Origin of the sequence: Pseudoalteromonas sp. APC 3893 (genome assembly GCF_030408095.1) — a bacterium.
In the GTDB taxonomy this organism is placed as follows: Bacteria; Pseudomonadota; Gammaproteobacteria; order Enterobacterales; family Alteromonadaceae; genus Pseudoalteromonas.
This window is the reverse complement of the sequence record NZ_JASDCD010000002.1, coordinates 116739-131110: the sequence shown is the minus strand read 5'-3', so window position 1 is coordinate 131110 and position 14372 is coordinate 116739. Positions and strand designations below refer to the sequence as shown.

The 14372-nt window shown below is 37.9% G+C and carries 7 protein-coding genes and 1 pseudogene; 1 reads left to right on the top strand and 7 read right to left on the bottom strand.

Going from position 1 to position 14372, the window contains the following annotated elements:
* Positions 1 to 510: 510 nt before the first annotated feature.
* The 3 genes and pseudogenes from QMA12_RS04660 to QMA12_RS04650 all read right to left on the bottom strand — a co-directional run.
* Entirely contained in the window at positions 511 to 3261 is a 2751-nt protein-coding gene (locus QMA12_RS04660) for a TonB-dependent receptor (protein ID WP_290208917.1), read from the bottom strand.
* A gap of 469 nt (positions 3262 to 3730) precedes the next feature.
* Complete coding sequence (locus tag QMA12_RS04655) at positions 3731 to 3991, bottom strand: alpha-L-fucosidase C-terminal domain-containing protein (RefSeq protein ID WP_290209069.1); 261 nt, start codon at positions 3989 to 3991, stop codon at positions 3731 to 3733.
* A gap of 69 nt (positions 3992 to 4060) precedes the next feature.
* Positions 4061 to 4279: pseudogene (locus QMA12_RS04650) on the bottom strand (alpha-L-fucosidase); the annotation flags it as partial.
* Positions 4280 to 4980: 701 nt separating this feature from the next.
* Between QMA12_RS04650 and QMA12_RS04645 the strand changes: the two are divergent.
* Complete coding sequence (locus tag QMA12_RS04645) at positions 4981 to 5889, top strand: FCD domain-containing protein (protein ID WP_290208916.1); 909 nt, start codon at positions 4981 to 4983, stop codon at positions 5887 to 5889.
* A gap of 732 nt (positions 5890 to 6621) precedes the next feature.
* On the opposite strand, the gene QMA12_RS04640 is transcribed toward QMA12_RS04645, so the two are convergent.
* From QMA12_RS04640 to prpF, 4 genes are all read right to left on the bottom strand, one after another.
* Complete coding sequence (locus tag QMA12_RS04640; RefSeq protein WP_087531893.1) at positions 6622 to 8496, bottom strand: hypothetical protein; 1875 nt, start codon at positions 8494 to 8496, stop codon at positions 6622 to 6624.
* 9 nt (positions 8497 to 8505) lie between these two features.
* Complete coding sequence (locus QMA12_RS04635) at positions 8506 to 9597, bottom strand: hypothetical protein (protein ID WP_087531892.1); 1092 nt, start codon at positions 9595 to 9597, stop codon at positions 8506 to 8508.
* A 62-nt stretch (positions 9598 to 9659) separates the two neighbouring features.
* Positions 9660 to 12794 carry a hypothetical protein gene (locus QMA12_RS04630; RefSeq protein WP_290208915.1) on the bottom strand — a complete coding sequence of 1045 codons (3135 nt, stop codon included), beginning with the start codon at positions 12792 to 12794 and terminating at the stop codon, positions 9660 to 9662.
* Positions 12795 to 13180: 386 nt separating this feature from the next.
* Positions 13181 to 14368, bottom strand: coding sequence for a 2-methylaconitate cis-trans isomerase PrpF (prpF, locus tag QMA12_RS04625; RefSeq protein ID WP_087531890.1), 1188 nt, complete (start codon positions 14366 to 14368; stop codon positions 13181 to 13183).
* Positions 14369 to 14372 lie beyond the last annotated feature (4 nt).

Genomic DNA, 14372 nt, shown 5'->3' with positions numbered 1-14372 from the left:
ACTGGATTTTCCCCTATATATTTTTAAACTCGAATTCACTCGCTGTGAAGATGCCTTTAGTTAAAGCTGGCTTTAGTAAGGGAACTTTGATACGGTAATAAGTCACTGTAATTCTTCTTTTATTGCTCGAATATATGTCACTGGTAATCATTAGATATAAAGCGAAGAATGAGCTCACCTAACTAAGTTTCACTTTCCCTATCATAAACAATCTCAAAGCACTAGAGCTCAAACTTATGCTGTTTATGGATCAACTTACACAATCGAGACCCATGATATAACTTGTCCTTATGAACAGTTATCACCACTAAATCAAAAGGTTTATAGGCAATAGAATTATCTCAATTAATCCCTGTCATATTGTTTATTAAGTAGAGGGTTCTATGCTAGGTGACTAAAGTTCCAACGTATAAAACCCAACCTTTGAACTGTGTTGTTGGTATAGAGATCAATAGAGTGCAGTTCTCTCTATGATCTCCTAACTTTTGCTACATTACAGTTTAAGTTAATTTAAAATTTAGTACTAAAGCCTAAAACAACTGTTCTTTCCCTTTCATAATAGCCTGCGAAATGTGACTGATCTGTTGCAAAATCTCGCCTATCCTCAGAAAAGATATTATTAACTTCAAATGTTGCATTTATATTCTCTGTTATATCATAGCCAAAGTTTATGTTGACGATACTTTGAGCTTGAGTAAATAAAGGGCTGCCAGATACATTTTGATCACAATTTCCTGCTAAACAATTTAAGTAATCATCACGATAGCTGTACGTTAAGCGAGTACCAAAACCAGCTTTTTCATAATAAATAATTGCATTAAAATTATTTTTAGAAGATCCAGGAAATCCAAAGCCTTCATCTCCCACATCTTCGTCAAAACTTGAATCAACATAAGTATAATTGGCTTGTATACCCAAACCATCGATTATGAAATCTAATGGTTGATTACCTCCAATTTCAAATCCACCGAGATTACCATCTGAATAATTTTCAAATTGAGACACAGGTATTTCACCAACAGAGTTTCCATATTGAGTATAAGCAACCTCTGGAATAATAAAGTTACTAACCTGCTTTCTAAATACACTAAAAACAATTGAACCATCATTCTCTGTATAAAATTCGATAGTTGCATCAAAATTAATAGAGCTAAGAGGGTCTAAATTTGGATTACCTTTTGAGACAGAAAGCGCCTCACCTTTTTCGTTTACTGATACGTTTGCTCGAGGGGCTAGTTCTGAGGGATCTGCCATAGTTATAGTTTTAGAGCCCCCAAGGCGTAGAATTACATCATCTGTAAATTTATAGCTTAAATTAAGTGATGGAAGGAATTCAACATAATCATTTTCAATTTTAACAGGGGTGATTATAGTCGTACTATTAGGGGGCAAGTTACCCGCAACTAAGCTACCGGCAATTTCAGCGCCTTCGGCAGTGCTTTTCACTTGAACTGCTCTTAAACCTAGGTTACCAGTCCATTTATAATCGAAATCAAAATTTACTTGTGTGTATAAAGCTAATATTTCTTCCTTCAATTTATAAGAGGAAGAGAGGTCTACTGCTGGTATACCGTTCAATGCAGGCAATACATCTATTGCATTCTCAATGCTAAGATTTGGTAGCATTGGAAATATACTTCCGAAATTACTAGTACCACCAGCTAAAGTTGCATCCAAAGCCGCTTCAGCTTCCCCAGGGTTAGCAGGGTAACTAATACCATCACCTTGATCAAAACCGGTATTATTTGCAACCAAACCAACAGCTGTACGTTGGGCATCTACATCACCAACAGAATAGCGACCACCGAAGTCAACCGATGTTATGACACCATCTAACTCATAGCTGAAATCTAACTTTAAACCATAATCCTTCGCGTCAAAATAATCTCTTCTTGTAGCACCATTTGTAAAAATTGTATTACTTTTATCGAAAAGGCTTTCACCAAAGTCAATCATCATAGACTCATTAGTGGCTTCGAAACTAACGCCACTTCCACCATTTAAGTCAACAAGTAATGATGTATATTTAAGGTCTTGTTCATACTTTGTTTCTGAAAAATACAGATCCGTTACCATCTTCAGACGATTACTTATTTGCCAATCAAAGTTTATTCCTGTAAGCGTTGTTTTTGTTAAGTTATTAAATAGAATTGGCATTAATTGGCCCTTAGGGTCACAGCCAGCACACCCATCAAAGTCAATTGAAGTTAAAATGCCATTTTCATTAATGTTCACTGAACTAGAATCTATAACATGGTCAGCTTGGAATGCATCACCGCCTCCATTGGGTAAGAGGTTTAATCGACCACGATTTCGAAATGATTTATTATCAAATTCCGTAGAAATATAGTCAGCTATAATTGTAAGATCTGACGATGGAGTAAATTGAATCGCACCTGAGATTGAGTTAGTTATTCTATCTTCTCTAATGGGTTCTAAGTTTACAGCATCAAAAGCAGTGACTGTTTCTGTACGATCTGCAATGCCATCACCATTATCGTCCAAATTAATATCTGCAAGGCTGGTAGTATTGATTGGAAAGTTTTGATTTCTTGAAGGGTGTGACTCGCCTTTTAAAGCGGTTATATAACCAGACCAAGCCTCATCATCACTTTGAAAACCAACAATACCGTTAACTCTGTAACCAAACTCTTCTGAGATGCTTGGATAATCACTGCGTATTGATACAGAACCGACTACATTTCCTTCATCACCACTTTTGAAGAGGTCACCAGGTTTTAATAACTGTAAATCAACTGAACCACCTAAGCCTGACGCGGTATCTGTAGCTGTAGGGGTTTTTTTAACTACAACACCTGAAAACATATTTGGTGGTAGTACATTCATATTAACAGAGCGCACACTACCTTGCCCACCCTCTCTACCAGCAGAAAGCAAAGTACGCCCATTTACAGTAGCAGTCACAAACTGCGGCCCTAAACCACGGACACTAATTCTATCTCCTTGCTGTCCACCATCATTTCTTTCAACTTGAACACCTGGCACTCGGGACAATCCATCAACGATATTTTCATCTGCAAATTTACCTAAATCATCAGCAGAAATGGCATCAACAACAGATGCAGAGTAACGCTTCACCATTTGTGAACGGCTTAAGCTAGAGCGGATACCTGTGACAGATATTGTTTCAATATCCTTTTGTGCTTTTTCATTTTCCTGTGCGGCACTCGCAAATGTTGAAACGGCTAATATGTTAACGATTGCTAAACTCAGCGCACTAACTCTAAGAACTTTATGCATTGTGTGTGTTCCCCATTATTTTAGTTACTATTATTTACATCACGTTCACAATGACATATTTAAATCAGCATGACAATACTTTTACATATAAAAACACACAAAATAAGCAATTAAAAATAACAAAATAAAATAAACAATTGAAAACAAATGATAAATTTAAAAAACAAAAAATAAAAATGGTTTAATTATATTCATATTACACATAAATCATAACTAGTAAGTTGGGGTTAGTGAATACATGAGTGTGAACAATCTCACTTAAGTTACTGTGTTGTTATGAGATTAAGACTGCTTAATATTGGAAAGCGTTTACCTTTACTTATGTGGCTCGTGTAAGCAGCGTTCACATTTTATACTAAAGGAGAAATTTTTGAGGAACTTTAACGCTGAAGGCTATTTATACTTCAGTGAATAAGATCCTATAAGGCGCATTACTTACTGCAATAATCTAATTAAAATAACTGAACCTCTAAAGTATAACCAGGTTCCTGATTGGTATTAGTAGATAAGGTAATTTCGATGTCTGCTTCCATTGAACACGGCCTTTTTGACCGAGTGTCCGAATAGATTTTATATTTTGTACATGCAAAGAGGCAACTAGCACTTTATTATTTTTAGGCCAAGCAAACGAGATTGCGTATAGTTTATTTTCCTTTTCGGTGAACCAAAAGTCTTTGTCGGTAAAGTCAAAAGTAACTTGGTTATCTTGACGATACTTTGTCCCTTTAATGTCAATTTTTGTAGGTCCTTCATGATTGACATCCCAAGGCTTAGAGCCATAGATTGCTTCGCCATTTACAGCGAGCCATTGCCCTGCTTCCTTTAAGATATCTGCAGACTCTGTAGGTATGACGCCTTGACCATCAGGACCTACATTGAGTAAGAAATTACCACCTTTACTCACATTCTCCACTAACCAATAAAGCAATTCCTTTGAGCTTTTCCAATCGTGATCATATGAACTATCGCCCCTTGTATGATTGGTGGTTGCTATACCTTCCCAGGTATTTGAACTGGCTTTATCAGGGACACGTTATCACCCGGTTTACCAAACTTGTCATCAACAAACCCGGAAGCCATGCCTCCTGACCTGTATTAATTGCTAACCAATCATGGCTAGAAAACGTGATGGTTTTTCGTTGGCAGTGCCCATCATTGGCACTTTTAGCTACTAGCTTAATCTTTAAGAAATTTAATTGGACTCAAAACAGACGATGTCAGTCTAACGGGACTTACAAAATAAAGAACTGAAAGCCATTCTTTCGTTAAATTATTTTTATGTTTTTGTCTTTGAAATTGAATCTCTCTATTTGAACCCCCTTTATTTTCTATTGCTAATCAACTTATTAAACTTTGCACACTACTTTGTTATTTTTTAACCTTTATAGGTGCTTCGCAATCAATGTGTGTTTTTATATGCAAATCCACATATAAAGTGGAAGTCAATAATTAAAATTAATAAAGCACTCTTTGATAACAAAGAAAGCATTTCAATAAACTACGTTTAAAATTCTATGAAACATCTCTTTAATACTGAAAATTTGAGTTTTAGACTTGATTTACACCTTAAAAAATACAATTTACATTATTTGTTTTGTAAATAAGTCCTGTTTAGGCTTAAAATGAAAATTACTGTATATGGTTATTAACTATAAAATTCTACTTAATTAGTGGTATGTCTCAATAGTATGGATAACGTTTATAAAAAGTGAGATTAATATGGCGTCGAATAAAACCTATCTGTTCAAACAATCCATTAACCTGATATTAAATCATATCAATGAGTTACCAGAAGGCCAAAATGTTATGGCTAATGATATGGAGTTAACTCGGCAACTAAAAATAAGTCGAACAACCGTTAGGGCATGTATAGAATATTTGATTGAAAATGGTTTAGTGAAGCGTGAAGGCTCCCATAAGATTGTATTGCGACAACCTGAAGATACTGATTTCTTTGATATTGAAAACAAAGCATCTACTAAAGATGAGCAAATAGAAAAATATTTTATGAGCCTAATTCATCATGGAAAGTTACTCCCAGGAGATAGGTTTTCTGAACTGAGCTTAGCTCAGAACTCAGGCTGTACAACAATTAGTGTAAGGGAGTTTTTAATTAAGTTTTCAAATAATGGCTTAATAAAAAAAATTCCTCGTGGCCGTTGGCAAATGGTTGAATTTGATGAAGCCTTTGCTAAAGAGCTTATCGACTTCAGAGAAATGCTTGAAATGAATGCTTTAAATGATTTACTTCGAGCACCTAATGATGACAAAATTTGGTCTGAACTCGCTGATTTATTACAAGCCCATCAAGAAGTACGAACTGATATGAAAAACCGCTATATGGAATTTCCAGATCTAGATAAGGCTTTTCATTTTAAACTACGCGCTAAAAAAACAAACCGTTTTATTGACCAATTTTATGAGATTGTTTCATTTATCTGCCATTACCATTATCAGTGGGATAAAAATGGTGAGTTAGAACGTTTTACTGTCGCAATTAACGAGCATATCATTATTCTTGAACATCTAATTTCACACGATCATGCAAGTGCTGTACTTGCTATGAAGCAACATTTAGAGTCTGCTAAGAAAACCTTGATGGGCTGTGTACACGGGTTGGAAGTTTAGCAAAAAAATCTTTTGAGCTCTTCATCAAAAGATTTTAATGGCTTATTCTCGAATAAGCCTTAAATTCAACGTAAAAGCGTCTGCTTCACCTATAATGTTTCACTTTTTGATGAACTCGATAATAAGATTTCACTACAACACAGATGCATGATTAAAACCCGCTATTAAGTTGTGATGCCCAACTTCATGAAATTAAAAACCGTTCGGCGATATATTATGTCTAATAACAGGACAAACCGAGGCTATTATAGAGGCTACGCATACAACTTATTTCAGGTGCAACGCAATGTGGGGAGCGCTCTGTGGTCATTGGTGCTCGCTCACGCTGGCTTAAGAGTAATATTGCTGAGGGCATTAAATATGTGTTTGTGATAGCATTTCCTCCCTATTCACTCAAGCTAGTTCCCATTGAGCAAGTGTGGGTTTGAATGAGGAGCAGAGATCCAATCAAACGCATATTTGCAGTTATGGCGATATTATGGAGCAAGTAAGTAGGCCATAGAAGATATTTCGATCATGCATTGCCAATGTTAACCTTAGCTATTTTATAACGCAGTTAAATATGAGCACTTAACAAATAGTACTGATGTTAAAATCACGTTTAAAATAATGAAGTTAAACTAATAAAGTAAAGTCTAATTGGTAACTGAAGGTTTAGAGATATTAAAAATGATTATAGGGTTTCTAAAGAAGCCTATGGCCACCTCACCCAGTGAGGCAGCCAAAACAGGTTTAAAACAAAGATTCAAATGTGCCATCAGGAAATAATATCCCCGGAACACCTCTAACCGCGGTCACATCGGCAATTTGGGTATCACCAAAGTACAAACCGCCGCTGTAATTTCGACCCTTTTGTTTAATATCAAGCCAGCGACCATATTGACCTTTTATTACCGCATTGATATTTTCACCAACTTGGCGAATATTGACATCTAATGGTTTGTTTTGCAGCGTTAAAAATAGATCAGCATTACTTACATTATCTAGCTCATCAAGCTCGCCAACATAGGCTAGTTTAAATTCTGGAGCCCCATTTAAAGCCATAGCCAACTCTAATGAAAAAGCGATATTTGCATTCTCTTCATTAATAAAAGGTGTCGTTTCAATGGCCTGAACGATAATCCCTGTGTTTTGTAGCTCTGAACTAACTTCGCCATCAAAGTCAAATCCTGACACCACCGTTAGCAACTCTTCGAATGGGCTGACAAATCTATCGATTGACGCTGTTATCGTCCCTGCAAGCTGAGCGTTATCCTTTTCAAGTAAGATATCGGTTGTGATTGTGCCAATACCTGTTACCTCATCTTGCTCCAGCTCAAATGGATCATCTGTACCGTCAAAACTAATTGTCAGCTCACTTACATCGACACTAAGTACAGTCGTCTCGTTACTGATTTTTGCATTTAGTTCACCGATGATTTGATTACCTAGTACACTGCTTATTTGCCACTTTGGTACATTCATGTCAATAGAAACGTCTTGTCCATCATAAGTACCTGTGATTTGCCAAGTATAAGGAGAATCCGTATACACAACGCTTAAATCACCTAGACTGTAAGTTCCCGGATCTTCATTTGATATGGGTGAAAAGTTAGAAAGTACATCATATAAAACATTGCTAAGGGTCAGCACTGTCTGTTGCGAATCAGTATCTAATAAAGTTTCAACTTCTGTTAATTTTGCTTCAAGCTCATCGCTGTATTTTTGTTCTTGTAGTCGAATAACACCGATTACATCACGAACATCTTCAAGCAATACCCGCGAATCAAGCGCTTGCTCGGTGATATCAAAAGGTTGTGTACTTTTCATCTGACCGATTGAAAATAACCGTTGTTTGACATCACCAATGACCGCTTGAATCAGCTGGTTGCCTTGTGTATTTAGCAAGTTTTCGGTGGCGTATTGCTGTGCATAAGTAGCGTAATCTGTGATGTCAGTTAAACTAGTCGCAATGGTGGTTAGCGGTTCTATATCTGTACCAAGATTCGCTTCGATCTCTTTTGCTACTTGCAAAATGACACCAAAAGTCAGCGCATTAGTCAGTATTTCAGCTTCAAGGTTATCATTCAGTTGACTATGAGTCAGATGATAAAAAGGCGTTGCACTCAAGCTTGCAAGGCTCATATCTAAGCTTTCATCGACAGCAAGTGAGCTCAAAGGTGAAAGGTATACTTTATTTTCCCCTGGTGCGGTAAAGAATATAGCTTTATAACTTAAAGAAAACGGCATAACTTCTTCAAAATCAATTAGGCGGTTTCCATTAAGATCATTTTCGTTATCTCGTAGGGCACGACCACAACCATCAAAGCTTGGGCACGTTAAACTTGTTGATTCAGAGATAAACTCTACTCGGTGAAAGTCTAAACTATCTAATGCCAAGGTAACGCTGTTAATGTCGTCGACTAACTGTGTTTGAACCTGTGATGAGTCTTCATTACTTATTATTAAAGTACCTGCTGGGCTTTGCCACGGGGCAATATAAAAGCTCACTGTCGATGATGTTTCAACAGCAACTGACGTTAACTCGTTCTCAGATGAGTCATCAGAAGAACTACCACAGCCAGATAGCGCCAAAATTAAGCAGGTTGACAATATTTTTTTCAACATAGGTGATCCTTAAAACGCTAACTTCATATACCAATTCAAATTGGCATAATAGGCTTTATCAATGTTTAGATTATCTGTTTGTACATTTAATCCAAAGTACTCATTTTCTACACCAAGTAAAAATGATTTACTATTAGTTTCATAACCGCCAATTAAAGCCCAATGATCCCAAAAGTGAAAACGTCCTTTAACTTGTGAAAAAGTATCTTGATCGTAACGCTTTATCATTATTTCACTAGAGAACTGTGAATTAATACGGTAATCCACATAGGCTTTTAACCGGACAGGCATTTCAAATGTATGTGTTTTTTCGTGCCCCAGTTCAGATGTGGCTAAACGTATGGTAGGTTCAGTAGCAATGCCACCATCTGAAGTCTCGGTAAATGGCACCTCTGTGGAGTAACCAGTAACGAAGCCGCTGTCTTCATATTCTGTTTCGTAAAATAAATCCTGTGCCAAGAAACCTAGAGTTAAATCTTGATTGACCTTCCAATCAGCGGCTAAATCAAAGCTGTAACCTACACCTGATGGGTTTTCATCGGGAGTAAAACGCTTGAATAACACATCTTTTGAAAAGTAATAATCGACTTCTAACGCGCCTTGGATTTCATCACTGTATACAGTGCCCTCTACATTCGCATCTTGAAAATGAGTACTAGCGAACACGGTAAGTTTAGGGGTGATTGTAAGCGCATCTGACTCTAAAAATTTAAAATCATAAGAGATAAATAAACCATTGGTAGTCGATTGTTTACCATCTAAATAATAAACATAATCGCGCTCTTCAAATGGCAGGTCATTCTTTTCTGTATGCAGATAATTGGCTGTGTCTGGATCAAAACTTAACACATAATCAAAACGGCTTTGATACCCTATTTTAAAATTGCCGTAACCAACACCAAGTTCAAAAACATTATAAGTGAATGCGCTATCACCTGATGTTAACGGTGCATCAAAATCATCAATAAATGCTTTAACGGGTTGTGCTTCGGTATAAACTTCAGAATCAAACGTTGAGAAAATTTGAAAATCGCTATCTGCGGAGCTAAATGGGGAAATTAGTAATGTGGAAAATCCTAACGTAAGAATTTTTTTTTTCATACTTTTATCACTTGTTATTATTGTAGTTAAGAGGGAGAACATTTCTCCCTCTTAGTGTTACATTACTTAGACTCGTCTAAAAATGTAATATCAGTGTAGTCGATTACTTCACCATCAATGTATTCAACAGAAATTCCATTGGTGATTTCAGTAACAGTACCAAACTGCATCATCATGTCGTTATAAGTTGCATTTACAGACCCAGTAAATTCATCATTACTATCAGTAGCAAACATTGAAATGCTGTAGCTAATTTCATTATGAAGCTTCACTTCTACGCCATATGCTTCATCTTCCACAGAGTCATCCAACCAAACCATAGCGGTAAAATCTAAATCTCCAGTCACGCCTGTGGCTGTAATGTTACCCATTTCTGTAATATCATCACCGCTAGCTGTAACAGTGCCAACAAAGCCTACGTCACCATCTGTGAAAGTGACTTCATTTTGTGATTCAACACCTACTAGTGAGCTGTTGAATATATCATCAAATGACACATCACCACTGAAATCAAAAATAGTACAGGTATCACCTTGCTCTGCATTACCGGCTAAACACGCTGATGCAACTATTGATAAGTCATCGTTTGAATTACCTAAGGATGCCATTACTGTGTGAGTAACTTCATCGTTTTCATCAAGCACATCAACTGCAAGGTAACCATTATAAGCTAACGCTAAACGAGCTGGGGCTTCGGTTTTACTTGAGTCATAAATATACTCGCCTTTTAATTCAACAAACTGATCACCATCTTCGTGACTAAGTGATAAGAACAAGCGTTGCTCACCTTGGTTTGTCTTATTAAAGCTGTATGTCCATTGTGGGTAACGAGTTGATACAACATCAGTGGCTTCATCACCTAAGTCATAAGCCTCATCTAAAACGTCATACACCATTTCACCGACATCAAATGCAGCTTTACCACCTGTTTTAGTCACAAGTGAAACGTCGCTTATAGTTGCTGTATCCGCTTTAACTTGAGTAAGAAACTCAAACTTAGCAATGGCCATGGTTGCATCATTAAGTAATGTTTGTGCTGTTGATAAAGCAGTTGCCGCTTGGCTTACAAGTTCTGTTGACGAAGTCATCGCACTCGTTGCTGATGCAGCAAGTTCTGTTGCTAAATTTTTATCAGCCTCTTCTTGTGCTAGCCCTGCTAACGCACTTGCTGCCGATGAGCCTGCTACTGCGGCAAGTTCTAATTGTTCAGCATCAAGTGCAAGTGACTGAGCTGCGGCAATTGCAGTATTAGCAACTTCAACGGCAGAAGTCGCTGTTTCAGAGTTTGTCAGCATCGCTGCATCTACTGCTATCATTGCAGTATCTAATTCTGTTGCTGAGGTGTTAGCTGCGCTTTGTGTCGTTTCAATGCTTGTAGTTGCCGCTGTCGCATTTGCAATAGCTACATCAAGCTCTAAACCAAGTTCAGTCACAGCATCACTAGCACGAATTACTTGCGCTTCAACACCAGCAATAATAGCAACCACTTCAGCTAGGCCAGATGTTAAATCAGCTTCAACGGTTTGAGCTGTTGTAAGTGTTTGATCATAAATTGTATTATTATCGGCTAGGATTTGCGCCGTTTTAACTAAACCAGATGCTTTAGTTAGAGCCGTTTGGATAGCAAGTTGCCAATCATTGTATTTAGGTAAGTTAGTAGACAGAGTAAATACCGCATCGTTAAATGCTAATACTTGATCTGATGTTTCAAGACCTACATCACCTAACTCAACAACTGTATTTAATTCTGTTTCAGCAACTTCAACTTGTGGTGCAACTTGATCAATAAAACTTTGAACGGCAGTAAGTTGTTCATTTACTTGTGCAGCAACTTCTGCATCAAAATCTTCACCTACATCACAGTTATCTTCACAACCAATTTTCTCAAGAGCATCTTTTACTTCTTTAGCTGTTTCAATCAGATCTTCGCCAACACCCGCTTCAGTCGCTTTAGCTTTTACATCTTCAACTGCTTTAGTTGCATTTTCTTTTAATTTTGCAATCGCTTCAGGGTCAGTGATCCCCATATTTTCTGCAACTTTGGCAAACGCTTCGTCAATACCTTCACCAGTAATTACGGCAGCAAAAATTAAACTTGTATTCTCAACGGCTTTTTGTAGCTCAGCCGCAATTTGTTTTATCGCGTCATTATCATTATTTGCCACCTTACCTTCTTGCACCGCGGTTGAAAGGTTAGCAATAACATCGCTCAACGAGCCATTTTCCCCGGTCCCTGCAAGTGACTGCAATGATACGGCAGTTTGAACAAGTGCTAATGTTCCAGCATCTAACGCATCGCCTTCGCTAATATCGGTAAAATCGACTGCACCGCCCAGTGAAATATCAGCAAGTAAAGCAGATGCCTTTATTGCCGTATCTGGACCAAGCACTTGCACTAAAGTTTTAAGGCTCGCAGCTGCAATTGTGTCATCTGATACAGCCGTTCCTTCTTTAGCTGAGTCAAGTAGCATTTTCGCAGCAATACTTGTGTATAAAGTCACGTTTGCAGAGTATGAGTTGACCGATGCATCCCCTTCAGCAAAATTTGCGCTTCGAACATTACTAACCGCTGTTTCGGGTGCTTTAATATATTTAACAACTTGCAGTGTTAAATCATCTTTATACCACTCGCCAAAATCAATGCTCATATCGCCATTATTTACTATTCCTGCTTCTTCAGATGCTGCTGGCGTTTCTGTGTAATCACCACAACCAACAAAAGAGTCACACTTAACGTAGCTCTCATCACCTTCTTTAGCTGCAGTTACTGTAATTGTCAGTGGGCCTGTAAAACCATCTTCAATGAAAATAGAATAAACACCGTTTAACGCTGTCATTGTTGATTCTGGGTTTGATTCTAGAATTTTTGCTTGAGCGCTTGCATCCGCATCAGCTTGAGATGTTGTAGATTCTGCCGTAAAGCTTTCTTCAGCGGCCTCTAAACGAAAAGCAACTGGAACTTCTTCACCTGCATCATTAAGTGTCATTACACTTACTTGAGCCGACTGCAAAGCCCCTTTAACAGCCTTACCTGATACTTGTGTGTTAAAACTTGTAGATACTTCTGCGTTATAAACGGTAACAGGATCCGGTTTAACATATTTATTGTTGTCATTATCCGAACCACAACCTGTTAGGCCGAGTGTCAGTGCAACCGAGGCTGCAATTGGAGTAAATTTTATTATTTTAGTCGCCATGTAAATCTCCTTGAGCGCTTGTTATTAAATAGTACTATTTAAGATAAGACTACATCAATATGATTGAACTATTAAGTTAAAATTTTGTATCAAACTGTACATGCTTATGTAATGAGCCATTAATTCTCATGAGTTTTCTAATTTAGCATTGATTTATGACAATTTGCGGTAATTACTAATTTAAAATTCAATCCCTTTCAAGCTCTCCAACACCATTGAAGTGACAAATAAAAGTAAACAAAAACAGGAGGATGCACTTAAACTCTAGCGAGTATAATTTGTCGATTTAATTTAATAGATTCTTTTTACTGTAGATTGGGGGGATTTCCCCCCTTTGTTGGACTATTTACATTCTTTCACATATGTAAAATCACTTTGCAGTTATTTTAGTGATTTGCTCCATTGAAATCGTAAGGTACACGAACAACCCCTTCCATCAGTACCCGTGCACTGCGGCTCATACTGGCTTTCGTTACTTGCCAATTACCATTGACTAACTTAGCCTCTGCGCCGACTTTTAAGGTACCTGATGGATGACCAAAGTTTACTTCGCTCAACTCACCGCCACCAGCGGCTAAATTAACTAGAGTGCCTTCGATAGCAGCAGCGGTGCCTATTGCAACCGCCGCTGTGCCCATCATGGCATGATGTAATTTGCCCATCGACATAGCGCGTACCACTAAATCAATACTTGAAGCTGCTATTTCTTTTGCGCTTGATGCAATGTAAGAGGTTGGCTTGTTTACAAAGGCTACTTTTGGTGTGTGTTGGCGCCCTACCGCTTCATTAATATTGTTGATCAATCCCATTTTAACTGCAGCGTGGGCACGAATAGACTCAAGCTTTTTAAGCGCAGCGTCGTCGTTGTTTATATCGTCTTGTAGCTCTGTGCCGTTGTAACCAATATCTTGTGCATTAACAAACACAGTAGGAATACCTGCATTGATCATGGTCGCTTTAAGTGCGCCAAACTCTGGCACTTCAAGCTCATCAACTAGATTACCTGTTGGGAATAACGCCCCATCACCGTCAGCTGGATCCATGAACTCAAGTTTTACTTCTGCTGCAGGAAATGTCACCCCATCAAGTTCAAAATCACCCGTTTCTTGTACTTCGTCTTGTGTAATTGGCACGTGTACTAAAATAGTTTTTTTAATATTAGCTTGCCACACACGCACTATCGCTATCCCGTTTTGTGGGATACGTGCGCTATCAACTAGCCCGTTACTAATTGCAAAAGCGCCGACAGCTGAGGTGAGATTGCCACAATTACCGCTCCAATCGACAAATGCATTATCAATAGCGACTTGGCCAAATAAGTAGTCTACATCGTGATCAGGTTGTTCACTTTTACTTAAGATAACCGTTTTGCTGGTGCTTGATGTTGCTCCGCCCATTCCATCGGTTTGTTTGCCATAAGGATCAGGGCTGCCAATAACACGAAGCAATAAGTTATCGCGGGCTTCACCTGCCACTTGGGCAGGCTCTGGTAAATCCGTTAAATTAAAAAACACGCCTTTGCTAGTACCACCGCGCATGTAGGTTGCTGGCACTTTAATTTGTGGCTTAAACATAAAC

Excerpts from the sequence above, each read along its gene's own strand:
- prpF (WP_087531890.1), bottom strand. The coding sequence starts at position 14,368 with ATGTTTAAGCCACAAATTAAAGTGCCAGCAACCTACATGCGCGGTGGT.
- QMA12_RS04640 (WP_087531893.1), bottom strand. The coding sequence starts at position 8,496 with ATGTTGAAAAAAATATTGTCAACCTGCTTAATTTTGGCGCTATCTGGC.
- QMA12_RS04645 (WP_290208916.1), top strand. The coding sequence starts at position 4,981 with ATGGCGTCGAATAAAACCTATCTGTTCAAACAATCCATTAACCTGATA.
- QMA12_RS04660 (WP_290208917.1), bottom strand. The coding sequence starts at position 3,261 with ATGCATAAAGTTCTTAGAGTTAGTGCGCTGAGTTTAGCAATCGTTAAC.
- QMA12_RS04630 (WP_290208915.1), bottom strand. The coding sequence starts at position 12,794 with ATGGCGACTAAAATAATAAAATTTACTCCAATTGCAGCCTCGGTTGCA.
- QMA12_RS04635 (WP_087531892.1), bottom strand. The coding sequence starts at position 9,597 with ATGAAAAAAAAAATTCTTACGTTAGGATTTTCCACATTACTAATTTCC.